10 protein-coding genes are annotated in these 26,149 nt (G+C 67.5%); 7 read left to right on the forward strand and 3 right to left on the reverse strand.

The features are described 5' to 3' along the window. The first annotated feature begins 2 nt into the window (after positions 1 to 2). Genes E1261_RS05745 through E1261_RS05770 form a run of 6 tightly spaced genes read left to right on the forward strand, consistent with a single transcriptional unit; the run spans position 3 to position 12,946 of the window. Entirely contained in the window at positions 3 to 992 is a 990-nt protein-coding gene (locus E1261_RS05745; protein WP_132402966.1) for an ABC transporter substrate-binding protein, read from the forward strand. Continuing rightward, complete coding sequence (locus tag E1261_RS05750; RefSeq protein WP_165952387.1) at positions 989 to 2,035, forward strand: FecCD family ABC transporter permease; 1,047 nt, start codon at positions 989 to 991, stop codon at positions 2,033 to 2,035. Before E1261_RS05745 ends, E1261_RS05750 begins: the two co-directional genes overlap by 4 nt. After that, positions 2,032 to 3,081 (forward strand): FecCD family ABC transporter permease, encoded by a 1,050-nt coding sequence (locus E1261_RS05755; protein ID WP_132402969.1) that lies wholly within the window; start codon positions 2,032 to 2,034, stop codon positions 3,079 to 3,081. The genes E1261_RS05750 and E1261_RS05755 overlap by 4 nt, the downstream gene beginning before the upstream one ends. Beyond that, positions 3,078 to 3,962 carry an ABC transporter ATP-binding protein gene (locus E1261_RS05760; protein ID WP_420813956.1) on the forward strand — a complete coding sequence of 295 codons (885 nt, stop codon included), beginning with the start codon at positions 3,078 to 3,080 and terminating at the stop codon, positions 3,960 to 3,962. Before E1261_RS05755 ends, E1261_RS05760 begins: the two co-directional genes overlap by 4 nt. Further along, a complete protein-coding gene (locus E1261_RS05765; RefSeq protein WP_165952388.1) occupies positions 3,940 to 11,094 on the forward strand; it encodes a non-ribosomal peptide synthetase in 7,155 nt (2,384 codons plus the stop codon). The genes E1261_RS05760 and E1261_RS05765 overlap by 23 nt, the downstream gene beginning before the upstream one ends. A 1-nt stretch (position 11,095) precedes the next feature. Beyond that, a complete protein-coding gene (locus E1261_RS05770) occupies positions 11,096 to 12,946 on the forward strand; it encodes a siderophore-interacting protein (protein ID WP_132402975.1) in 1,851 nt (616 codons plus the stop codon). Between the two features lie 46 nt (positions 12,947 to 12,992). Here E1261_RS05770 and E1261_RS05775 read toward each other — a convergent pair whose 3' ends face one another. Genes E1261_RS05775 through E1261_RS05785 form a run of 3 tightly spaced genes read right to left on the reverse strand, consistent with a single transcriptional unit; the run spans position 12,993 to position 16,755 of the window. Further along, positions 12,993 to 13,244, reverse strand: a complete 252-nt coding sequence (locus E1261_RS05775) for a phosphopantetheine-binding protein (RefSeq protein WP_132402978.1) — start codon at positions 13,242 to 13,244, stop codon at positions 12,993 to 12,995. Beyond that, the gene (locus tag E1261_RS05780; protein WP_132402981.1) at positions 13,244 to 15,007 is read right to left on the reverse strand and encodes an ABC transporter ATP-binding protein; all 1,764 of its coding nucleotides are present in this window, start codon (positions 15,005 to 15,007) and stop codon (positions 13,244 to 13,246) included. Before E1261_RS05780 ends, E1261_RS05775 begins: the two co-directional genes overlap by 1 nt. Beyond that, complete coding sequence (locus E1261_RS05785; RefSeq protein ID WP_202874332.1) at positions 15,004 to 16,755, reverse strand: ABC transporter transmembrane domain-containing protein; 1,752 nt, start codon at positions 16,753 to 16,755, stop codon at positions 15,004 to 15,006. Before E1261_RS05785 ends, E1261_RS05780 begins: the two co-directional genes overlap by 4 nt. Before the next feature lie 67 nt (positions 16,756 to 16,822). On the opposite strand from E1261_RS05785, the gene E1261_RS05790 reads away from it, so the two are divergent. Beyond that, positions 16,823 to 26,119 carry a non-ribosomal peptide synthetase gene (locus E1261_RS05790; RefSeq protein WP_165952389.1) on the forward strand — a complete coding sequence of 3,099 codons (9,297 nt, stop codon included), beginning with the start codon at positions 16,823 to 16,825 and terminating at the stop codon, positions 26,117 to 26,119. Positions 26,120 to 26,149 lie beyond the last annotated feature (30 nt).

The following is a 26,149-nucleotide window of genomic DNA, read 5'->3' on the forward strand; positions in this document are numbered from 1 at the left end:
CCATGACCACGACACCCCTGCGACGGCGCGGCGCGGCCCTGACCGCCGCGATCCTGAGCGTCTCGCTCGTCCTCACGGCCTGCGGCGGCGGCGAGGACACCGCCGGCGCCAAGCCCGGCGACACCGCCGCCGAGACCCGCACCGTCACGGCCGGCAACGGCCCCATCAAGGTCCCGGCCGCCCCGAAGCGGGTCGTCACGATCGGCAACACGGACCTGCCGTTCATCGACATGGGTGGCGCGCCGGTGGGCGTCAGCGGCGCGGCCCCCTCCGAAATCAGCTTGTTGCCGGCCGACCAGCAGGAGACGTACAAGAAGGCCACGAGCGTCGGCGGCGAGGTGGACCTCGAGAAGGTCGCCGCCCTCAAGCCGGACCTCATCCTGGTCCAGATCCCCGATGCCGAGTTCAAGAAGATGGAGAAGCAACTCACGTCGATCGCCCCGACCGTCTTCTGGGGACTCGACACCGAGTGGAAGGCGCTCGCCGAACAGCTCGCGGACGCCGGTAACGTGAAGGACTCGCTCACCCGGCAGAAGGCGGAGTACGAGAGCAAGGTCGCCACGATGAAGCAGACCTACGCGGAGCTCATCAAGACCACCAAGTTCGTCAACCTCGATCGCTACTCCAATTCCGATCCCGGGACGTACGTCATCGGGGACATCGGCTGCGTCGAGATCGCCCAGGACGACATCGGCTTCAACTTCCCCAAGGCGCCCGCCGGCAAGGACCCACTGGCCTACACGTCCCTGCCGTTCGAGCAGCTCACCAAGCTGTCCCAGTACGGCGTGATCACCTACCCCGCCGACGCCGAGGGCAAGCCGACCGAGGTCTTCGCGCCGGTGGTCGACACCAACACCTGGAAGGCACTGCCGCTCGTGACGTCGGGTCACGCGCTCGGCGTCTTCTGCCCCGGCAACAACTCGTACGGCGCCGTTCTGCGGTACCTGGACTCGCTCGACAAGGCGCTGGCAACGCTCCCCGCCAAGAAGTGACTGCTCTCACCCTGCGTCGACCCAGCGATCCGGGCACCGTCACGGTGTCCGGATCGCGGCGTCGGCTGATCGGCCTGGTCATCGCGCTCATCGTGCTGCTGGCGTTGCTGGTGGCGAGCGTGCTGATCGGGTCGACGGCCATCTCACCCGCCGTGGTGTGGAAGGCCTTGTTCCATCCAACGGACGACATCGATCAGTTCGCGATCCGCGACTTCCGGCTACCGCGCACGGTCGTCGGTCTGGTCGTCGGTACGGCGCTTGGCGTCGCGGGAGCGTTGATCCAGGCGCTGACCCGCAACCCGCTGGCCGATCCGGGCATCCTCGGCGTGAACGCCGGCGCCTCCTTCGCGGTGACTGTCGCCGTGGGACTGCTCGGCATCCGCAACATTCAGGGCTACCTGTGGTTCGCCTTCGGCGGAGCGTTGATCGTCACGTTGATGGTGCTCGCTCTCGGGTCGACCCGACGCGGCCAATCGCCGGTGATGATGGTTCTCGCCGGGGTCTGCGTCGGCGCGGTCCTCGGTGGCGCCGGTTCGGCACTCGAGCTGACCAATCCGGACGCCTTCGACGCGATGCGTTCCTGGAACGCCGGTTCGATCGTTGACCGCCCGCTCGACCTGGTCTGGCCGATCCTGCCGTTCTTCGGGGTCGGGCTCCTGTTGGCCTTCGCGGTGTCCGGTCCGCTCAACGCGATGGCCCTCGGTGACGAGCTGGCCGTGGCTCAAGGCGTCCAACTGGTACGCACCCGGGTCCTGGCGATCATCGCACTGACACTTCTCGCCGGCGGCGCCACCGCGATCGCCGGCCCCATCGGCTTCGTCGGACTGATGGTCCCGCACGTCGCGCGCTGGATCGTCGGCCCGAACCAGCGCTGGATCTTCGCCTACAGCGTGCTGCTGGCGCCGAGTCTGCTGCTGGCCTCCGACATTCTCGGGCGGGTCGTGATGCGGCCCGGCGAGATCCCCGTCGGCATCGTCACCGCCTTCGTCGGCGCCCCCGTGCTCATCGCGCTGGTGCGGCACAAGAAAGCAAGCGGGCTATGAGCACACGTGTGGACTTCGGGCGGCGGGTGCTGGTGCTGCGGCGCCGCCGGTTCGCAGCCCGGTTCGATTGGCGCTCGGTCGTCATCTGCTCGGTCCTCGCGCTGGCAGTCGCCGGTATGGCGGTGCTCGCGCTGATGACCGGCTCGTTCCAGCTCAGTCCAGGAGAGGTCGTCTCCGCGCTGACTGGTCGGACGAGCGGGCTCGTCCGCGACATCGTGGTCGAGTGGCGGCTCCCCCGCGTCGCAGCGGCGCTGGTGTTCGGCGCTGCGCTGGGGGTAAGCGGCGCTGTCTTCCAGTCGACACTGCGCAACCCGCTCGCCGACCCCGGCATCATCGGGTTCTCCCAGGGCTCCTACACCGGTGCGCTGATCGTGATCCTCGTTGTCAACGGCACCTACTGGCAGCTCGTCGGCGGTGCGCTGATCGGCGGTGTCGCTACGGCCGTCGCCGTGTACCTGCTCGCCTATCGGCGCGGCGTCCAAGGGTTCCGCTTGATCATCGTGGGCATCGGCATCTCGGCGATGCTCGGGTCGCTCAACACCTGGCTGATCCTCAAAGCCGATCTGGATCAGGCGATGGCTGCCGCGACCTGGGGTGCCGGGTCACTCAACGGCGTCTCCTGGCCGCAGGTCGCAGTCGGTGGCGCCTTCATCGCCGTACTGCTTGTCCTGGCAGCGATGTCGAGCCGGCCGATGCGGCAACTGGAACTGGGGGACGACGCGGCCGCAGCCCAGGGCGTGTGGGTCTCAGCAGTTCGGCTCGGGCTGATCGTGCTGGGGGTGGCGTTGACGGCAACGGTCACCGCCGCGTCGGGCCCGATCGCGTTCATCTCGCTGGTCGCGCCGCAGATCGGACGCCGGCTCACCCGGAGCGCAGGGATCACCCTCGCTCCCGCCGCCTTGGTCGGCGCGCTGCTCTGTCTGGCCGCGGACTACATCGCCCAGCACGTCGCCCCAACCCCGTTGCCGGTCGGCATCATCACCGTCATTCTCGGCGGCGGCTACCTCGGCTGGCTGCTGATCACCGAAGCCAGGAGACGCCTGTGACCACCCATATCGACAACGGGCTTGCGGCGGCGGAAGACGCATCTACGTCCAGTGGCTCACGGCTCCACGTCGAGTCGGCGACGATCGGCTACGACAAACGCATCATCTCCCGGGAACTGTCGGTGGCGATCCCCGACGAGTCGTTCACAGTGATCGTGGGTCCGAACGCGTGCGGCAAGTCCACCCTGCTCCGCGGCCTGTCCCGGCTGCTGAAGCCGTCGGCCGGACAGGTCGTTCTCGATGGCGCCGACATCAACTCCTTCAAGACCAAGGAGGTGGCCCGGCGGGTCGGACTGCTGCCGCAGAGCTCGATCGCCCCCGATGGCATCACCGTGGCCGATCTGGTCGCGCGGGGACGGTATCCGCATCAGGGGTTCGCCCGGCAGTGGACCGAGGCCGACGAGCAGGCCGTCCTGCGGGCGATGGAGCAAACCGCAGTCACCGACCTCTCCGGCCGTCTGGTCGACGAGCTGTCGGGTGGTCAGCGCCAGCGGGTGTGGGTGGCCATGGCGCTCGCACAGCACACCAGCATCATGCTGCTCGACGAGCCGACCACGTTCCTCGACATCACCCATCAGATCGAGCTGATGGAGCTGTTCACCGACCTGCATCACGTCGGCCACACCCTGGTCGCCGTACTGCACGATCTCAATCAGGCTGCCCGCTACGGCACCCACCTGATTGCGATGAAGGACGGCCACATCGTCGCCGAAGGCAAGCCGGCCGAGATCGTGACCGCCGACCTCGTGCACGAGGTCTTCGGACTCCGCTGCCTCGTCGTGCCCGACCCAGTCGCCGGTACGCCGTCCGTCGTACCGCTGGGCCGCGAACGCCCGGCGCACTTCAAGAAGGGTGGGTGTGCTTCCGTTGACGGCTTTTGATCGTCTGCAACTGACCGCGAGCCAGCGAGGCAACTGGGTAGCGCGAAGCCTCACTCCAGAATCCTCAGTGTTCTGCGCAGGCCGGCTGATCTGGCTGAACGGCCCGATCGACCCCGCCCTGCTCGCATCCTCGATCAGCACAGCCTTCGCCGAAACCGACACACTCCGCGCCCGGTTCGGCGACAACGACGGCGACCCGTTCCAATACGTCGACACCACCACGACACTCCCGACCGAGATCATCGACACCGGCCAGGACGACGACCAGGTCCGGACCCTGGCCCGCGAACAACTCACCGAGACGGCCGCCGCCGGGGAACCGGTGACAAGCTCGACGCTGGTCCGCCGCGCGGACGGGACCTGGGCCTGGATCCTGGTCACCAGCATCCTGCTCGTCGACGGCTACAGCATCTTCCTGTTCATCCGCCGCGTCGCCGAGATCTACACCGCGACCCAAGCCGGCGAACCCGTCCCAGACCGCTGGTTCGGCGACTTGAAGAACATCCTGGACACCGAGCGGCCCGACACAGCCGCAGACATCGCCTACTGGAACAGCGTCCTCGACATCGAGACCAACGGCCACGAGAACGCGGAAGACATCGCCGAACTCTTCGCCACCTCCAGCCGACCAGTTCCCGTCCCGATCCCCGACGACCTCTACCCCAAAATCCAGCAGTTCGCCCGCGCCGCGCGAGTCTCCTGGACCGACACCCTGATCACCTTGTGGGGCATCTACACCGCCCTAGCCGACGGACGTGACTTCATCGCGGTCCGAGTCCCGCTGATGATGCGCGACGACCGCGAAGCACTCAAAACACCCAGCGCGATCTCCAGAGCGATCCCGATCGCCACCGCCATCAGCCCGCACCACACAATCGAGCACGTCCTCGAAACCGTCGCCGGCCAATTGAAGACCGCCCGGCAGCACACAACTGCCGAAGACCACCAGATCGCCCGCTCCTGGCCCGGCGGCCAAGCGTCCTACCTCGCGCTGCCGACGATCAACATCAAACTCTTCGAGTCAACACCGCGCCTAGGCGACACCGGCGTGATCACCGAGAGAGTCAGCAGTGGCCCGGTCGGTTCACTCGACCTCGTCATCCACCGCACCCGCGACACCGGCATCCAGCTCGACCTCTCCAGCGGATCCGCCGCCGGCGATCCGGTCGTGCACGCCAACCGACTCGGCCGCTTCCTCACCGCCGTCCTCAACGACTCCCCCACCCAGACCCTGCACCAAGCAAGCACCAGACTCACACCCGACACCAAAACCCCAGACCCAACCTGGACACACGGCGAAGCACTCGAGGTTTCCGGCGCCACCGTCGACGAACTAGTACGCCGACAGGCAGCAGCGACCCCGGACGCAGTCGCTATTGTTGCTGATGGCACCGAACTTACCTACCGCCAGTTCGACGAACGGGTCAACGCGTTCGCCCACCGCCTGGTCGAGGACGGTGTGCGGGTCGGAGACCGCGTCGCAATCACCATGCCGCGTTCGGTCGACCTGGTAGTAGCGCTGGCCGGCGTACTGCGCGCGGGAGCGGCCTATGTGCCGATCGATCCGGCATACCCCACAGAACGCATCCACTACATCCTCGACATCGCCGCACCCGCCGTCGTGATCACAGAGCAGTACGTCACCGAAGTGCAGGAACGCCTGGCCAAGGGCGAGCGAACCGCTCCCGTTCTGGCCCGGCCGCTGAACGACCTCGACGCCGCGGTCGTCATCTTCACCTCAGGAACAACGGGTAATCCGAAAGGCGTCGCCGTCGCCCACCGCGCACTCGTGAACCGCCTCGCGTGGGGCCAACGTCTGCTGGACTACCGGCCGGACGATGTGGCGTTGTCGAAGAGCGGTGTCGGTTTCGTCGATGCCGTGACCGAGTTGTTCGGGCCGCTGATCGCCGGCACCCGAATCGTCGTCGTACCGACCGAAACCGCCCAAGACCCAGCAGCACTCCTCGACACCATCGCCCGGCACCGCGTCACCCACCTGCTGACCGTACCCAGCCTCGCCGACATCCTCGTCCGGCACGACGACGCACCCACAGCGTTGGCCACCCTCCGGCACTGGATCTCCTCCGGCGAACCACTCACGCAAGCCAGCGCAGACGCCCTGCAAATCGCTGCACCACAAGCAGAACTCCACAACTTCTACGGCTCCACCGAAGTCACCGGCGACGCCACCACCGGACACCTTGCGATCGGCGCCCCGGTCGCCAACACCACAGCGCACGTCCTCGACAACTGGCTGCACCCAGTACCAGCAGGAGCAACCGGCGAGCTCTACCTCGGCGGAGTCCAACTCGCCGACGGATACATCACCAACCCAGCCCTCACCGCCAACCGATTCGTAGCCGGTGAAGACGGCACCCGGCTCTACCGCACCGGCGACCTCGTACGCTGGAACACCCAAGGACAGCTGGAGTACCTCGGCCGCAGCGACGACCAGATCAAAATCCGCGGAAACCGCATCGAACCCGCCGAAATCCGCGCAGCCCTCGAACAACACCCAGCAGTGTCGGGTGCGGCAATCATCGCCCTGGACCACCCCGCCGGCGGCAAATACCTCGCCGCCTACACCACCGGCGACACCGTGTCGTTCGACGAACTGCGCGAGCACCTCGCACGCTCGCTCCCGGACTACATGGTGCCCACCACCTACACCCACCTGGACCGATTCCCCGTTACCCCCAACGGGAAACTGGACCGCAACGCCCTCCCGCACCCAGATCTCACCGCAGACACAACCAACGGCCGGGCACCAAGGACCCACACCGAGATCACCCTCGCCGGCATCTTCCGCGACGTACTCAACCTCGACACCGAACTCGGTATCGACACCGACTTCTTCCGCCTCGGCGGACACTCACTACTCGCCGCCCGAGTCGTCGCCCGCGCCAACGCACTCCTCAGCACCACACTCACCCTGCGCGACGTCTTCGACCACCCACGCATCAGCGAACTCGCCCGCATCGCCGACACCAGCAGCGGAACGTCCTCGACGCGAATCGGCGAACTACCCCGCCCAGCCGTCCTCCCTGTCTCCTACGGACAACAAGCACTCTGGCTGATCGACCAACTGGGTACGCCGGGTGGGCGGTACGTCGTACCGGTGGTCCTGCGTTTGCGCGGCGAGCTGGATCCTGACGTCCTGGCCACCGCGGTCCGGGACGTGGTGTCTCGGCACGAGGCACTTCGCACACTCCTGGTGGAGAACGACGGCATGCTGAGTCAAGTCGTCGTACCGGCGAACGAAGCGGCCGAGCGGCTCTCGTTGCTCCTCGAGGACGACGTCACGAGCGTGGACACACGGGTGGACGCGGTGGTGCGGGCCGGGTTCGATCTGGCGGTCGACCTCCCGATCCGGGTCGCGCTGTTCCGCGCAGGCGACAACGACTGGGTGTTCGTTGTCGCGGTCCATCACCACGCGGTGGACGAATGGTCGTTCCCGTCGCTGCTGGGCGATCTGTCGACTGCTTATCAAGCGCGGACCGCGGGGCAGGAGCCGGGCTGGACGCCGCTACCGGCGCAGTACGCGGACTACGCGATCTGGCAACGCGATGTCCTGGGCGCAGCCTCGGATGCGCGGTCACCACTTTTCGACCATCTCGCCTATTGGCGTGACGTCCTCGCCGATGCGCCGGAGGAGTCCACGATCACGCCGGACCGGCCCCGACCGGTCGCGCCGACCCACCGCGGTGCGGATCTGCGATTCAGCATCGATCCAGAGGTGGTGACCGGCCTGCGTCAGGTTGCCGATGCGCAGGGCGTGAGCATGTTCATGACGTTGCAGGCCGCGACCGCGTTGACCGTCTCGGCGCTGGGCGCCGGTACGGACGTGGTGATCGGCTCACCGGTCGGCGGACGCACCGAGGACGGTCTGGAAGAGCTGGTCGGATACTTCGTGAACACGCTGCCGATCCGCCATCGGTTCCACGCCGGCGACTCGATCGCCGACGTTCTGCAGAACACCAGACGATCGGTACTCGGCGGATTCGAGCATCAGGCCGCGCCCTTCGAGGAGATCATCCGCGCGCTGGGCACCGGTCGATCCGTTGGCCGCAACCCCCTCTTCCAGACCATGCTCACCCACCGCGTCGTGGGTAGCCGCCGTGCGAACAGCCTGCGCCTCGATGGTGTCGAGACGACGTCAACTCCCGTCTCGGTGGGCGCGGTCAAGACCGATCTCGACCTCGACATCTTCGATTCGCACACCGAGCTGAGCGGAAGACTCGCTTACGCTACCGACCTGTTCGACGACACCACCGCGGAGCGGTTCGTCGCCGTCCTCAAGTCGGCGCTGGCGGCTATCGCCGCCGATCCGAACGCGCGGGTCGGCGATCTGGGCCTGTTGCCCACACCGGAGATGCGGCAACTGGACGCCTGGTCGCGTGGTGAGCCGATCGAGGTTCCCGAAACGACTCTTGACGAGTTGGTACGACGGCAAGCCGCGGCGAGCCCGGACGCCGTCGCGGTCGTCGCCGACGACGGCACCGAACTCAAGTACAGCCAGTTCGATGCCCGGGTCAACGCTCTCGCCCACCTCCTTGTCGAGAAGGGCGTGCAGGTTGGGGATCGGGTCGCGGTCGCCCTGCCGCGCTCCGCCGATCTGGTGGTCGCTTTGACCGGGGTCATCCGTGCCGGGGCGGCGTACGTACCGATCGACCCCGACTATCCCGCCGAGCGCGTCAAGCACATCCTCGCGGACGCCACACCCCGGGTGGTGATCGACGACGAATTCGTGCGGCAGCACTTCGAGGCCGGCCCGGTCGACCCACCGCAGCCCTCGCGTCCGCTGCTTCCGACGGATGCGGCGTACGTGATCTTCACCTCCGGCACCACCGGACGCCCCAAAGGCGTCCAGATCAACCACCAAGCCATCGTCAACCGCCTGTGGTGGATGCGGGACGACTACCAGATCGGTACGTCGGATCGCGTGCTGCTGAAGACCCCGTTCACGTTCGACGTGTCGGTGTGGGAGTTCTTCCTGCCACTGATCACCGGCGCCGTAGTAGTCGTAGCGAAAGACGGCGGACACAAGGATCCGCAGTACCTGCTCGGGGCCATCGACCGGCACGCCGTGACCGTCACCCACTTCGTACCATCAATGTTGCAAGCCTTCCTCACCTCGAACCCGGACAAGTCCTCAGTGGCTTCGGTACGGCGTGTGTTCTGCTCCGGCGAGGCATTGCCGGTGTCGCCCGCGGCCAGTGCCGTTGCGCTGTTCGAGAACGCGGAGGTGCACAACCTCTACGGACCGACTGAGGCAGCCGTCGATGTGACCGCTCACCCGGTGCTTGGGGTCGATGCGGTCAGCGTGCCGATCGGCGGTCCGGTGGCGAACACGACGACCTGCGTTCTCGACGCCTGGCTGCGTCCGGTGCCGGTCGGTGTGGCGGGTGAGCTCTACCTGGGTGGAGTCCAGCTCGCGGACGGGTACGTCGCTCGCGCAGGCCTGACCGCGGGCCGATTCGTCGCTGCCGACGACGGCGCGCGGTTGTATCGCACCGGCGACGTGGTGCAGTGGAACGCCCGGGGACAGCTGGAGTACCTCGGCCGCGGCGACGACCAGGTGAAGATCCGCGGAAACCGGATCGAGCTCGGCGAGATCAGCGCGGTCCTCGAACAGCATCCCGCGGTCACGGGGGCGGCCGTCGTCGCGCTCGACAACCCGGCCGGCGGCAAGTACCTCGCGGCCTACGTCATCACGGATGCCGAGGACGCCGCGCTGCGCGAGCATCTCGCCCAGTCGCTGCCGGACTACATGATCCCCACGACGTTCACCCAGCTGGACCGATTCCCCGTTACCGTCAACGGGAAACTGGATCGCCGCGCGTTGCCACAACCGAACCTGGCGGCCGGCGCGACCGACGGCCGGCCGCCCGAAACCGACACCGAGCTCACGCTCGCCACCGTCTTCCGCGAGGTACTCCACCTCGACACCGAGCTCAGCGTCGACGACGACTTCTTCCGCCTGGGCGGCGACAGTATCTCCGCGGCCCGAATCGTTGCCTTCGCCCGTGAGCGCGATCTGATCTTCAAACTGTCCGATGTGTTCGCGCAGCGCACCATCGGCGCCCTCGCCGCGCTGTTGACGCACGATGCCGGGCCGGCCGAGCCGGTGCTGGTTCCGACGCCCGCTGCCCTCGAGCGCCTCCGCGAAGCGGCCCCCGCACCCGACGAGTACGTCTTCACCGAGCTCATCAACCTGTCCGCGGAGTCGACGAGCGAATCGGTCGGCGCGGCCTTCCGCTCACTCGTCGCCACCACGGACGCACTTCGCCTCTCGGTGGACGCGACCAGCCGGCGGCTCTGGTTCACCTATCTCCTGCCTCCGGAGACGGTCGAACCCCCGACGGTAAAGTTGGTTGCCGAGAGCAACCTCAGATCGGCCGCCGTTGAGCTCATCGATATCTCCGCCGGCCGCCCGGCCGCGCTCGCGTACACACACACGACTGCAGTGCTGGCCGTCCATGCGGGAACCGTCGACCGGGCGTCGCTGCACCGGCTGGCGGAGGCACTCCGGCAGTCCGCGTCCGGCGGAGCAGCGCTCGTCCCGGCACTCGAAGCCATCGAAGCGGCCGGCGAAGCCGTGGCTACGGACGGCCTCGATCACTGGAAGGGACTGCTCGCCCGAGCGCAGCCGATCGACGAACAAGCCTTTGTCGCTGGCAACGTCTCCACATTCCACCGGGAGGGCTCCCGGACCGAAGACGTCGTCCGCAAAGCCATCCGCAACGCGCTCCACTCAGCAGGGATCGTCGTCGTCGACGAAGAGGTTTCGCTGACTCCCGACGACACCACGATCGGTCCGTTCACCGCGGCGACCGCCGTCGCTCTCGACGAGCCCGAGCCAACCAGGACCGCCGAGTTGGCGTTACTCCGTTACCACAACAAGACCGGACGGAGAGCGTTGCGACGTACCCCCTCCCCCGCGGTACTCCTCACGCGGGTCTACGACGGTGGGTCACCAAGCACGGAGGGCACCGAGCAGCTGTATCGCGCCGTGATCCGCTATCACCTTGCTCCGGACTCGACGACCATCAATTTCCTCGGTTTCGCGGACGCCGTTGTCACCGAGCTCCGAGAAGCTCTGAGCCGAGCTTCCTTAAAGTTAGGGTTTTGACATGCCACGCCGCGCCCGTCCGACCGTCGTACACGCCATCGTCCTGCGGGAGCTGGAGGTGGCGCGCGTCGTCGATGTCACTCCCGGGCTGCGCCGGATCACTCTGACCGGTGATCAGCTGGGCCCGTTCACCGGACCTGACGGTACGGCGTTCCCCGCGTTCGCCAGCCACGGTTTCGACGACAACATCCGCTTGGTCTTCCCGTACCCCGGTGACAGCGAGCCGGTGCTCCCGACGTACAAGGACGGCAAGTACCGCTGGCCGTCCGACCCGCCGTCGCTCTGGCGGGTCTACACGGTCCGTCGGTACGACGCGCAGACACGCGAGCTCGACGTCGACTTCGTGAAACACGGCGTGGGCGTCGCGACGACGTGGGCGTACCGGGCGAATCCGGGCGATCGCCTCCACATCGGTGGGCCATCGGTCTCGAAGGGTTTGGCCGAAGGGTACGACCGGTACCTCGTGGTCGGTGACGACACGGCCATCCCGGCCATCGACCGGTTGCTCACGGAGCTGCCCGACGATGCGCAAGCCGAGGTCTACATCGAGGTGGCCGAGGAATCGCACCGGATCGACTTCCCCGCGCACCAAGGCGTCGAGGTGACCTGGGTGGTGCGGAACGGACAGCCGACGGGTGCCGCGCCCTTGCTGCTGCAGGCGGTCCGCGCGACCGGCCGGCACGACGGCTCGACCTTCGTCTGGCTCGCCGGGGAGCAGTCCATCGTCCGTGATCTGCGGCGCTATCTCATCGAGGAGCGCGATGTCGACAAGGCCGACATCGATTTCAGCGGCTACTGGCGGCGCGCCGAGGTGGTGGCGCTGGACGAAGATCCCGCCCTGCCGGACCCGGAGCGCAACGAGAAGGCCTTCGCGAAGTTCCACGAGATGTCCGAGCTGCTGCCACCACTGGCGATTCGGGCGGCCGCGAACCTCGGGATCGCCGACGGCATCAGCCGCGGCGTCCGCACCGTCCCCGCGCTCGCACAGCACACCGGCGCGAAAGAACGCTCGCTGGCGAAGTTCCTGCGGTACCTGCAGGCGATCGAACTCGTGGACCGCGACGGTGACGAGTACAAGCTCACCGAGACCGGCGAATTCCTGACCAGCGAGGCCATCCTCGATCACCTGGTCGCCGACGGGGTCGACTTCCGGATGTCGCAGGCCTTCTTCGGCCTCGAGGAGGCGGTCCGCCACGACCGTCCGGTGCTCGAGTCGGTGACCGGCCAGGACTGGGACGCCCTCCGTGCCGAGCAGCCGTTCGAGCACAAGCGGCTGGAGAGCAAGTCCGGGTTCGTGCATATCCTCGCCGAGCCGCTCGCGAAGTCCCCCGTCCTCGCGGGCGTCGGCAAGGTCGTCGTCCACGCCGCCGGCGCCGCGGTCCACGCCGACTACCTCACTGCGACGCATCCGGAAGCAAGTGTCACGATCGTGGCGCTCCCCACCGCGGCGGACTGGTTCCGCCGGGACGTTCCGGCCAGCATCGCGGACGAGTCACGACGTGACCGGATCCGCATCGTCGAGCAGTCGGTGTTCGAGCAGACCGAACCCGCGGACGCCGTACTGATCATCCAAGCGCTCGGGCAGCACCCGGACGCGGAGGCGAGGCTGATTCTGCAGCGGGCAGCCGCCAGCCTGGGCCCCGATGGCCGGGTCCTGCTGGTGGAGGCGACCTTCGATCCCGACGAGCTGGACGAACATGACGCGGAGCTCGACCTCCTGCGGTTGACGCTGCACGGATCGGGATACCGCACCAAGGACGAGCTAGAGGCAGTCATCGCCGACGCCGGCCTGAAGGTGGTCGAGAGGTCGCTCGTGGGCTGGGGCAACATGTTGCGGGTGCTGGCCCCCTGACGTGTAGTGCGGTCGTCATGACCGCACTTACACACGCACCGCAGGATCAGGACGCTACTTCTTCGCCGGCCTGCAGCTTCTCGACGACCTCGATCCAGTGGGCCAGGCGCGAGTCCTCGGCCAGGGTGATGAAGTCGATCCGGTCCAGGCCCGCGGTGCGCCAGCGCTCCACCAGATCCATCAGCCGGACCGAGTCCATCCCCTGGTCGCGCAGGCTCAGTTCGTAGTCGATCTCCTTCGGTTCGATGTACAGCACGTCGGCGACGTCGGCGATCAACTGCTCGGTGGTGAGACTCATCAGAACTCCTTGTTTTCCTGCTTGTCGATGACTGTGTTGTTCGTGCTTCGTCCGGCCTCCCACGCGCTCCACAGCCCGCCGTACACGCCACCGGCGGCGACCAGCTCGTTGTGAGTACCGCTCTCGATGATCCGGCCCTGCTCCATGACGACGATCCGGTCACAGGTCGCGGCTTGGGAGAGGCGATGCGCGATCACCAACCCGGTGCGCCCGTGCAGCACCGCGTCGGCGGCCCGGTCCAGCAACCCGGCGTGGGTGGAGCCGGCCTCGGCGGTCGCCTCGTCGAGGATCGCCAGTTCCGGGTCAGCGAGCAGGAGCCGGGTGAGGGCGAGCTGTTGGGCCTGAGCATCGGTCAGCGGATGTCCGCCGGTGCCGACGATCGTGTTCAGACCGTCCGGCAGCAGGTCGAGCAGACCGGCCGCCCCCGTCGCGTCCAGCGCGGCGTGGACGTCGTCGTCGCCGGCCGTCGGGGCGCCGAGCGTGAGGTTGTCCCGCAGGGTGCCCACGAACACGTGGGTCTCTTGGGTGATCAACGTCGTCCGGCCGGGCTGGGCCACCGTCCCGTCCTCGGGGAGATGGATGCCGGCGATGACGGCAGCCAGCGTCGTCTTGCCTGCCCCGGACGCACCGACAACAGCGGTGCGCTGACCGGTCGGGATGTCGAGGGTGAGGTTGTCGAACAGGCGGGGGCCGTCGCCGTAGCGGAAAGCGACGCCGTTGAGCCGCACCGCGACACCCGCGTCCACGGTCGCCGACGGCTCGCCTGCTTCCTCCGGAATCGTGACGACGCCGATCATCCGGCTGAGCGATGCCAGGGCCGACTGGAGGTCGTCGACGACGAACACCAGTTCGTTGATCGGACCGAGCAGGCGCAGGACGAGCAGCATCGCGGCGGTGGCAGCGCCGACAGTGGACACGTCCGCGTCGATCAGCACGAAGCCGACGACGAGGACGGTGGCCAGGCTGAGACATTCGCCGAAGTTCAGGCGGAGGTTGAGCATGACCCCCACGGCGCGGGCGCGAAGCGTCCACACCGCGACGCCCCAGGACGCGGCCAGCACGCTGCGGTGCCGCTGCTCGGTGAGCCCGAGCCCGAGCACGGTGGCGTAGCCACGCTGGGATTCGAGGATCTGCTGAGCCCGGGCGCTCATCGCCGCGCGTTCGGCGCCGTAGACCCGCGGACCGATGCGGAGGTACCAGCGCATGACGAGCACGTAGACGGGCAGTACGACGGCGAACGCGACGGCGTACGGCCATTCCAGCGCCGCGAGCCCGCCCAGCGACACAACAATGGTGAACGCCGTGACGGTGAGCGCGGGAATCACCGAGGGAGCGGCATCGGCGACGGCGGTGACATCGTCGCTGGTCCGGGAGATCAGGTCCCCCGTCCCGGCGCGTTCGACCAGGTGCTGCGGGAGCGTCATCGCACGGCTCACGAGTTGTTCGCGCAACCCGGCGAGGATGGTGTGGTAGACGCGGGTGGCCAGCACGATCGTCATCGCGGTGCCGGCCGCGCCGAGAGCTGCCGAACCGACCATCGCGGCCGTGACCATCGCGACGGTGCCGAGGTCGGCGGTACCTGCCCGGACCCGGTCGACGAGGAACCCGATGATCACCGGCGGGATCACGTTCACGGCGGTACTGACGATCCCCAGCACTCCGACAGTGGCGAGCCGGAGCCGATGGCCGCGGCTGAGCCGCCATACCTCTCGGGCCGTCTCCCTGCCGCTCGCGATCGGCAGCGCAGCTGATGCCTGGCTCACGACGATCTCCCAACGCGCACCGGTGCGTCCTCGAGCAGATCGACGACGCGGTCACAGCTACTCAGCAACGCCGGGGACGAGGTGATCAGCAGGGTCGAGCGTCCCGCGCGGACGGCGCGCAGCCGCTCCGCGATCGTGTGCTCGGTGACCGAGTCGACCGCCGTGGTCGGGTCATGCAGTACGAGGACCGGTGCGTCGCTCGCCAAGGCGCGGGCGAGCGCAAGTCGCTGGAGCTGACCGCCGGAGAAGCGGTTGCCGTCCTCGCCGACCGGAAGGTCAAGATCGGCGGCGAAGTCGTCGCAGGCCGCGGCCCGCACGGCCGCTGTCACCAGCTCGGGTGCCGCCGCCGTGACGGTGAGATTGTCGCGAATCGTTCCGCTGAACAGCGTCACCCGGTGCGGAGAGAAGGTGACCCGGCTGCGGTACTCCCGCGCAGTCAACTCACCCGCCGCGATGCCATCCAGCCGCACCGCCACCTCGCCGCCGGACTCGCGCGGATCCAGCAGCGCCTCCGCGACGCGGGCCGCGGTCACGTCGTCGGTGCGCACTCCCACGAGTTCACCGGGCTCGATCCGGATCGTCGTGCTGGGCGTGGAAACCTCCAGCACCGGCAGTTGCGGAAGCACCGGCGATACGGCGTCGTCGGGCTCGGGCGCCACGGCGACATCGGCCTGCAGCGCGTCCAGGATGCGCGCGGACGACGCGCGCGAGCCGGCGAGGTTGGGGATGGAGTCGTTCGCGATCGACCGGATCTGCGGCAGCAACGCCTGTGCGAGCCCGACGGCGGCGATCAGCTCGCCGATGCTCAGCTGACCGTCCACGGCGAACCAGCCCGCCAGCCCCATCACCGCTGCGACGAACACGCCGGTGACCACACCGGAACCCATCAGGAACCTCCCCAGCAGCCCCGCGTTGCGCTTGGCACCGACGAGCGTCTCCTGGCTTGCCTGCCGGTACCTTCTGGTCGCCTCGGTCTCGGCGCGGATCCCCTTGACCACCCGGTATCCGGCCACGACATCCGTGGCCATTCCGACGGTGGTGGCCAGCAATCCCTGGTACTCGCGGGTGTCGCGGGACAGCCGCTCGCTGAGCACACCCATCAACCACACCGCCACCGGCGCCCCCACCAGCACGGCGAGCCCGAGGATCCAGTGCGTCGTCAGCAGTGAGACGGCGATGAAGCTGATGGTCACGACCCTCGCGATCGGCATGATCACGAGCTGAACCCCGTTGGACATGCGACCGACGTCATTGGTCATCAGCGAGACAACGCCGCCGTCCGGCGCGTGGGCGCCACCGGCGACGGGATGCAGTACGCCGGTCGAGAGGGTGCTCCGAAGCCGGTGCTGCAGCAACTGAATGGCATACGCGGTCAGCTGGATGGCGAACTTCGCCGCCGCCGTCAGCACGACGTACAGGCCCACCAGTACGCCGATCCACAGCACCAACTGCCCCACATCCCCGGTTGCCAACGCCCGGTCGATCGCGAGTCCCATCACCACCGGGACCCCCGCCTCGCCCACCTGCCACAGGGTCGCTGCCAGCGCGGCGGGGACGGTCACCCGCCGTACGGAGAGGATCACGCGCAGCAGAAATCGGCCGGCCGTGGTTTCCGGATCGGCCGCGAACGGCTGCACATCGGGCGGATCGGCGGGCGCCTGCAGGATCAGCGGTAGCCAACGGGTCAACGGTCCCCGGCCCAGCCGGGACAGCTCTTCCCGGTCGGGAGGTGGGATGGATGGCGGCACGACGCAAGGTTAGCCTAACCTTCCTTGATGTGGCAGTGACCGTCACCTCGTCCCTAGAGAAGTGGGTGTGCTTCCGTTGACGGCTCTTGATCGTCTGCAACTGACCGCGAGCCAGCGAGGCAACTGGGTAGCGCGAAGCCTCGCTCCGGAGTCCTCAGTGTTCTGCGCGGGCCGGCTGATCTGGCTGGACGGCCCGGTCGACCCGGTCCTGCTCGCATCCTCGGTCAGCGCGGTCTTCGCCGAAACCGATACGCTCCGGGCCCGGTTCGGCGACGACGACGGCGTCCCGTTCCAGTACGTCGACACCACCACGACACTTCCGACCGAGATCATCGACGCCGGCCAGGACGACGACCAGGTCCGGGCTCTGGCCCGCGAACAACTCGCCGAGACGGCCGCCGGGGAGCCGGCGACAACCTCGACGCTGGTCCGCCGCGCGGACGGGACCTGGGCCTGGATCCTGGTCACCAGCATCCTGCTCGTCGACGGCTACAGCATCTTTCTCTTCATCCGCCGCGTCGCCGAGGTCTACTCCGCGGCCCAAGCCGGTGAGCCGGTCCCGGACCGCTGGTTCGGCGACTTGAAGAACGTCCTGGAGACCGAGCGGCACGACGCTGCCGCGGCGGCGGCAGACGTCGCGTACTGGAACAGCGTCCTCGAGATCGAGAACGCCGGCCACGAGAGCGTGGAAGACGTCGCCGGGCTCTTCGCCTCCTCCAGCCGGCCGGTTGCCGTCCCGATCCCTGACGACCTCTATCCGAGAGTCCAGCAGTTCGCCCGCGCCGCGCGGGTTTCCTGGACCGACGCCCTGATCGCTCTGTGGGGCGTCTACACCGCTCTGGCCGACGGTCGTGACTTCGTCGCGGTCCGGGTTCCGCTGATGATGCGCGACGATCGCGAAGCACTGAAAACGCCGAGCGCGATCTCCAGAGCGATCCCGATCGTCACCGGGATCAGCCCGCACCACACAGTCGAGAACGTGCTCGAGATCGTCGCCGGGCAGTTGAAGACTTCCCGGCGGCACACGACTGCCGAAGACCACCAGATCGCCCGCTCCTGGCCCGGCGGCCAAGCGTCCTACCTCGCGCTGCCGACGATCAACATCAAACTCTTCGAGTCAACACCGCACCTGGGCGACACCGACGCCACCACCGAGAGAATCAACAGCGGCCCCGTCGGTTCACTCGACCTCGTCATCCACCGCACCCGCGACACCGGCATCCAGCTCGACCTCTCCAGCGGATCCGCCGCCGGCGACCCGACCGTGCACGCCGACCGGCTCGGCCGCTTCCTCACCGCTGTCCTCGACGGCTCCCCCACCCAGACCCTGCACCAAGCGAGTACCGGATTCACACCGGTCACCGACGGCCCGGATCCGTCCTGGGCACAGGGCGAAGCGCTCGATGTTTCCGGCGCGACTGTCGACGAGCTGGTACGCCGACAGGTGGCAGCGACCCCGGACGCGGTCGCAATCGTTGCTGATGGCACCGAACTTACGTACCGCCAGTTCGATGAACGGGTCAACGCCTTCGCCAACGACCTCGTTGAGCGGGGTGTGCGGGTCGGAGACCGCGTCGCGATCACCATGCCGCGTTCGGTCGATCTGGTAGTAGCGCTGGCCGGCGTACTGCGCGCGGGAGCGGCTTATGTGCCGATCGATCCGGCATACCCCGCAGAACGCATTCAACACATCCTCGACGTCGCCGCACCCGCCGTCGTGATCACCGAAGTACGGCACGACGGTGAAAAGACCGCACCGGTCCTGGCCCGGCCGCTGAACGACCTCGACGCCGCAGTCGTCATCTTCACCTCAGGAACAACGGGTAACCCGAAAGGCGTCAGCCTTTCCCACCGCGCACTCGTCAACCGCCTCACCTGGGGCCAACGTGTACTGGACTACAGGCCAGAAGACGTCGCACTCTCCAAGAGCGGCCTCGGTTTCGTCGATGCCGTGACCGAGTTGTTCGGGCCGCTGATCGCCGGCACCCCTGTCGTCGTCGTCCCGGCCGAAACCGCCCAAGACCCAGCCGCACTCCTCGACACCATCGCCCGGCACCGCGTCACGCATCTGCTGACCGTGCCCAGCCTCGCCGAGGCTCTCGTCCGCCAGGACAACACGACACTAACCACCCTCCGGCACTGGATCTCCTCCGGCGAACCACTCACCCGAGCCAGCGCAGACGCCCTGCAAATCGCTGCGCCACAAGCAGAACTCCACAACTTCTACGGCTCCACCGAAGTCACCGGCGACGCCACCACCGCCGACAACGCCACCATCGGCACACCGGTCGCGAACACCGCAGCGCACGTCCTCGACACCTGGCTGCGCCCAGTACCAGCCGGAGCGACCGGCGAGCTCTACCTCGGCGGCGTCCAACTCGCCGACGGATACATCACCAACCCAGCCCTCACCGCCAACCGATTCGTAGCCGGTGAAGACGGCACCCGGCTCTACCGCACCGGCGACCTCGTACGCTGGAACCCCCAAGGACAGCTGGAGTACCTCGGCCGCAGCGACGACCAAGTCAAGATCCGCGGAAACCGCATCGAACCCGCCGAAATCCGCGCAGCCCTCGAACAACACCCAGCGGTATCAGGCGCCGCAATCATCGCCCTGGACCACCCCGCCGGCGGCAAATACCTCGCCGCCTACACCACCGGCGACACCGTGTCGTTCGACAAACTGCGCGAGCACCTCGCACAGTCGCTACCCGACTACATGGTCCCCACGACGTTCACCCAGCTGGACCGATTCCCCGTTACTGCCAACGGGAAACTGGACCGCAGCGCGCTGCCGTACCCAGACCTGACCGCCGGCGCGGCCGACGGGCGGGCGCCGGAAACCGACACGGAGATCGCCCTCGCCGGCATCTTCCGAGACGTTCTGCAACTGAACGACGACCTCCGCGTCGAAACCGACTTCTTCCGCCTCGGCGGACACTCACTACTCGCCGCCCGAGTCGTCGCCCGCGCCAACACACTCCTCGGCACCACACTGACCTTGCGCGACGTCTTCGACCACCCACGCATCAGCGAACTCGCCCGCATCGCCGACACCAGCACCGGAACCGCCGAAATCTCCGGCACCCGAATCGGCGAACTACCGCGCCCCGCCGTCCTACCGGTTTCCTACGGCCAGCAATCGCTGTGGTTCACCGAGCAGATCGCCGGACGGTCGATCTATCGGACCGAGATCGTGTTGCAGGCAGCCGAGCGGCTCGAGCTGGATGCGCTGGCGACCGCGGTCCGTCGGGTCGTCGCCCGGCACGAGATCCTGCGCACGATCCTCGTACCGGACGAGGAGACCTCGTCACTGCGCCAGGTCATTCATCCGGAACCCGACGCCGACGCCAAGGTCCTGGAAGTCGAACACGTCGAGTCCGGGGTCCTCGCCGACAAGATCGCCCAGGTCGCCGCGCTGCCCCTGGACTTCACCTCCGAGTTCGGGCTGAAGTTCCATCTGCTGCGTCATTCCGATGGCGATGTTCTGATCGCCTACGGGCATCACATCGTGACCGATGCGGACTCCTTCGGGACGCTGATTCAGGAACTGAACAGGTTCTACGTCGAAGCAGCGACCGGCAATCCCACCGAGCTCGCGCCGTTGCCGACGCAGTACGCGGACTTCTCGGTCTGGCAGCGGCACGTGCTGGGGAGTCGAGAAGATCCCGAATCCCGCTATCAGTCGGACCTCCGGTACTGGCAGGACACACTGTCGGATCTCCCGACGGAGACGGTCCTGCCGCTCGACCGGCCCCGGGACGAGTCCGACGAGCGAACCATCCGGCCCGCCACGACATCCCTCACGAGCGCCGAGACGGCCGCGGTCGACGAATTCCTGGTCGAGCACAAGGCAACGCCGCTGCAGGCGTTGCTTGCGGCCTTCTCCTTGGCGCTCTGGGACGAAGGAGCAGGCGATTCGGTACCGATCGGCATCCCGGCCAGTCTGCGCGACCTGCCCGAGCTGCAGGACCTGATCGGCTACTTCGTCAACACCGTCGTGGTGCGCGCCGATATCGACGCCGACGCCGGATTCGCCCAGACCCTGCTCGGTTGCCGCGATCGGATGCTCGAAGCCGCTGACCACAAGCTCGTTCCGTTCGAGCACGTCGTCGAGGCGGTGAACCCGCCGCGACAGGTGGGGATCAGTCCGCTCTTCCAGGTGATGGCCGCCTATGTCGATCGCGGTGGCGACGCCGCATCGCCACTGGCCAACTATGTCTCGACCACCACGGGCGGTCCGCTGGCAGCTCAGCCCGCGCTGTTCGATCTCGTGTCGAGTATCGAACGACTGGGCAGCGGCGCCTACGGGATGAACCTGCACGCGGCCCGCGAATTGTTCTCGGCGGAGACCACCGCACGGTTGCTGCGGAAGACAGCACGCTTCCTGGTGCTTGGTGCCCAGCACACGGAGGTGACGGTCAAGCAACTCGCCCAGATCGTTCGAGCCGGAGGCGACGGTCTCGAAAACACAGGTGCTGTCCGCCGCTTCCAGCTCCCGCTTGCGGATTTCGACATCAGTGCGGCTCCGCTCTGGCGGGCGGCGATCGACCACGTCAGTCATGCGCTGTCGGGGGCAGGTCTCGCCCTGCACCTGGCGGTCCGCGACGACGGCACCGGTGCGCTGGTCGCCGAGACCAGCAATCCTGAGCTGATGGACGCGGTCCGGGACAACCTCGCCGAGCTGGTCAGCGCCTATCAGGCGCGCATTCCGATGGTCGTCGCCCCGGTTCGGACCGCGACCGGGTACAGCGACGACGAATTGACCGCCATTGTTGACGATCCGTTCTGGGAGGACTGGGTCGATGAGCTCGCGGACGCGACCGACACGGTACTGCGGCAGCGCGGCGACTCGGTAGCTTCGGAGGCCTCGAGCGTCGCGCCGGTTCCCGCCACGGACGGACCTTCCCTGCGGTCCGTGGTGTTGACGGCCGTGGCCAAGTCTTTGGCTGAGGTCACCGAAGGCGATCTGCTCGTGGAACTCCACGAGTCCGACGGTCCCAGATTCCCTGTACTGCTTGACGATGGTGATGTTGTCGGGCTGAGCCCGGAGCGAGCGGCCGAGTACGCCGCGCTGGCCGGACACCCGCGGTTCAGTCGCTTCTTCGATGATGTCCCGACGCCCCGGATCCGCGTAGGCGTGTTCCGTAGCGAAGCGGAACTGATCCCCGAGGCTGCTGAGAACGGACTCGGCATTCAGGTGTTCGTTGCGGGCGGTGAAGTCCGCGTCTGGGTCGAATCAGCTGCCACTGTCGATATCGATGCGAAGGCGTTGGCCGCCGCGATCACCGAGGAGATCAGCGGGGCCGGCATCCCGGCACCCGGCCGCGAGCGTCGACCCGCGTTCACGCTGCGGCGCGCTGACCGGGTCACGCTGACGCCCGGCGAAGAAGAATCCGTCCGGGCCCGGTACGGGCGCGACGCCCAGATCCTTCCGCTTGCTCCGCTGCAGCGCGGGTTGTTCTATCACCTGCTGCGGTCCCAGGAGTCCGACGACCACAACACCTACGTCTCGCAGATCACTCGGCAGCTTGCAGGAGATCTCGATCCCGAGCGGATGACGGCTGCCATCGCCAGTGCCTTGGAGAGGTACCCCAACCTCCGGGCGGCGTTCGTCCCGCCCGGCGACGTACAGGTGATCCCGTCCGGCGTCGAAGTCCCGGTGCGGGTCATCCGCGGCGACGAGTGGAGCGGCGATACGGAGCAGTTCCTGGCGGCCGAGCGAGGTGAACCGTTCGACTTCGAGACCCCGCCGCTGATCCGCTTCACCCTGCTCGAACACGGCCACGAAGCGTGGACGTTGGTGATGAGTTTCGAGCACATCCTGCTGGACGGCTGGTCCATCAACTCGCTGCTGGCCGAGATCCTCACCATCTACGGCGATGCCGGGTACGTCGATCGGGTGCCTCCGGCGTCCTTCCGCTCCTACCTGGACTGGGTCGACGACCAGGACCCCGGTGCCGCCTACCGTGCTTGGGACGACTACCTGGCGGAGCTGACCGGCCCGACGTTGCTGTGCCCGGACTTCGTCGACCGTGGTGACGCCCAGGGTGAGATGGGTGAGCTGAGCCTCGATCTCAGCCCGGCCGAGGCCGAGACGGTGTTCCAGGCCGCGCGCGACGCCAAGGTCACGGCGGGCACCCTGCTGCAGACCGCCTGGGGGATCACCCTCGGTCGGCTCACCGGCAGCAATGACGTTGTCTTCGGCAACACCGTCTCCGGCCGGCCGCCGGCGTTGGCCGACGCCGACCGCATCATCGGGCTGCTGTTCAACACGGTCCCGATGCGGGTGAACCTGCCTCCGTTCACCACGAATCGGGAACTGCTCGCCCAAGTCCAGTCAGAGCTGCTGCGCGTCATCGACCATCCACAAGCCGCGCTGACCCAGATCCAGACCAATGCCGGCGTTCCGGTTCTGTTCGACACGCTGTTCGTGGTGCAGAACATGCCATTGGCCAAGACCGGCGGGAAGGACACGGGCGGGTTGGAGGTCGTCGGCGCCAAGGTTGACGACGCGACCCACTACCCCGTGACGTTCGCGGTCGACCCGGAGGAGCGCGACGGTGCGGCGACCGTGCATGTGCGCCTGTCCTACCGCCGCGACATGTTCGAGCCGTCGGCCGCGGAGCTGATGCTCACGCGGTACGCGCATGTGCTCGTTTCGCTCACAGGCCGGCTCGACGAGCCCGTTGGCAGGTTGTCCGCACTGCTGCCGGACGAGACCGACCCGCACACGGGCATCCCCGCTGATCTCGTCCGCGAGATCGAGCCGGTCACGGTCGCCGAACTGCTGGACCGGCAGGTGCGGCTGTCCGGATCGGAGACGGCGCTGGTCGCCGGCGAGCGCCGGTTCACCTTCGACGAGTTCTCGGCAGAAGTGAACCGCTACGCCCGTCTGCTCCTGGCGGAGGGCGTGCGACCGGAGCATCGGGTCGCGCTGCTGCTGCCCCGCGACGAGCGCACGGTCATCGCGATGTTCGCGGTGTTCGCGGTGGGAGCCGCCTACGTCCCGGTGGACTGCGAGTTGCCGGACGAACGGATCAACTACATGGTCGAGGTCGCCGAACCGACCGTCACGCTGGTGACCGACCGCGACGTGGATCGAATCACCGGCGCCGCCGGCCAGGTGATCAACCTGGACTCCGCGATGATCTTGGACCGCCTAGCGCAGACCGCGCCGGATCCGATCACGGCCGCCGAACGCGGCGGTGAGGTCTCGCTCGACCACCTCGCGTACATCATCTTCACCTCGGGAACCACCGGACGGCCCAAGGGAGTCGCCGTCGGCTACCGCGGACTGACGAACATGTATGTCAACCACGTCGAGAAGATCTTCGATCGAGTGGTGGACCACCAGCGCGGGCGCCGGATGAAGATCGCGCACACGACTTCGTTCTCCTTCGACGCCTCCTGGGAACAGCTGTTCTGGCTGCTGAACGGGCACGAGGTCCACGTCATCGACGAGGAGATGCGGCGCGACCATCAGCGGCTGCTGGCTCACTACGACGAGGTGTGCATGGACGGGTTCGACGTGACCCCGTCGTACGGGCAACTGCTGGTCGAAGAAGGGCTGCTCGATCGGGACCGGCCGGCCGGTCGGTCCGTGGCTTCCGACGCACCCGGTGTCGTGTTCGTCTCCCTTGGTGGCGAGGCCGTCCCGGACCGCTTGTGGCAACAGTTGCGCGACGCACCCGGTGTCGAGTCGTACAACCTCTACGGGCCGACCGAGTACACGATCAACGCGCTCGGTGCCGACCTGGCCGACAGCACCACGTCGAGTGTCGGTACGCCGATCTTCAACACCCGGGCCTACATCCTCGACGAGAACCTGCAGCCTGCTCTCCCCGGTGTCGCCGGTGAGCTCTACCTGGCAGGCGAAGGAACCGCGCGGGGTTACTGGGGGCAGGCCGCGATGACCGCCGAACGTTTTGTCGCCTGCCTGTGGGAGCCGGCGGAGCGCATGTACCGCACCGGCGATCTCGCCCGGTGGAACGACGACGGGATGATCGACTACCTCGGTCGCGCCGACGAGCAGATCAAGATCCGCGGTTATCGCATCGAACCGGACGAGATCCGGGACGTGGTGCAAGAGTTCCCCGAGGTGACGCGCGCCGAAGTGGTCGCCTTCGCCCATTCGACCGGGCTGCAACTGGCGGCCTACTACAGCACAACCTCGGACCTCGACATCAGTGAGTCGTTGCGTAACCATCTGGCCAAGTTCTTGCCTGACTACATGGTCCCGGCAGCTCTTGTCGTGGTGGACTCCTTCCCCCTCACCCCGACCGGGAAGCTGGATCGCCGAGCGTTGCCGCCGGCTGACGTCGCCGCGTCCGGAGGCGCTACGGGCCGACCGCTCGAGTCGGCGACGGAGCTGGCGCTGGCCGCGATCTTCCGTGAGGTGCTCGACCTCAGCGAGGACCTGGAACTGGGTGCAGGGAACGACTTCTTCCGGCTGGGCGGGCATTCGCTCGCGGCCATGCGGCTTGCCTCGAAGATGAATCGCACGTTCCCGGTCAACATAGCGATGCGAGACGTCATCACCGCTTCGACGATCGGCGAGCTGAGCTCGGTGGTCGACCAGAAGCTGCAGCAGGACGCGGATCCTGACGTCGGCATCACCGCGATCGCGACCCGGCTCGTCCCATCCCTGAACGGCCGTACGGTGTTCTGCGCGCACCCGAAGTTCGGCGCCTCGTTCATGTACTCGGAACTGTCGGCGTACCTCCCGGACGCGGTCGGGCTGGTCGGGATCGACGATCCGGCGATGGCCGGCCTGGAGATCGAGTTCGACGACCTCGACGACCTCGCTTCGACCTATGCCGACGTCATCCAGGGCATGCAGCCGGCCGGGCCGTACGAACTGCTGGGTTGGTCCTACGGCGCCCATGTCATGTTCGCCGTGGCGCGCCGGCTGCTGGCCCGCGGCGAGCAGGTCAGGTCCTTGGTGATCGTGGATGCGATGCCGGCCGGTTCGGAGAACACGACCGAGCGCCTCGCCCGGCCGGGATCCGCCGAGTCGATGCGCGACGAGATGCGGAAAGCCTTCGGCGAGGAAGCGTTCAACGAGTTGCTCGCCGACGCGAAGCAGCTCAAGGCTGTCGAGACGGCCGGCCGTCGATGCGACGTCCTGACATCGGCGCCGACGCAGGGCGTTCTCGACGTCGAGGCGCTCGTGATCGCGTCGTCCGCGACTCATGAGCCCCGAGTGGCCGAGCTGGGTCGTGCGGACTCGCTGGGATGGGTCAATCACCTGACGAACTTCTCGTTCTTCGTCGCCGAGGACGAAGACCACCAGTCCATCCTCGAGCCCGGTTCCGGGCTCCCGAAATGGGGGCCGCTGCTGACGAAGTTGTTGAGCAGCTGAGCGGATCCCGTCGTCCGGTGCGGTACGGAA

Source organism: Kribbella albertanoniae (genome assembly GCF_004348455.1).
Classification (GTDB): domain Bacteria; phylum Actinomycetota; class Actinomycetes; order Propionibacteriales; family Kribbellaceae; genus Kribbella; species Kribbella albertanoniae.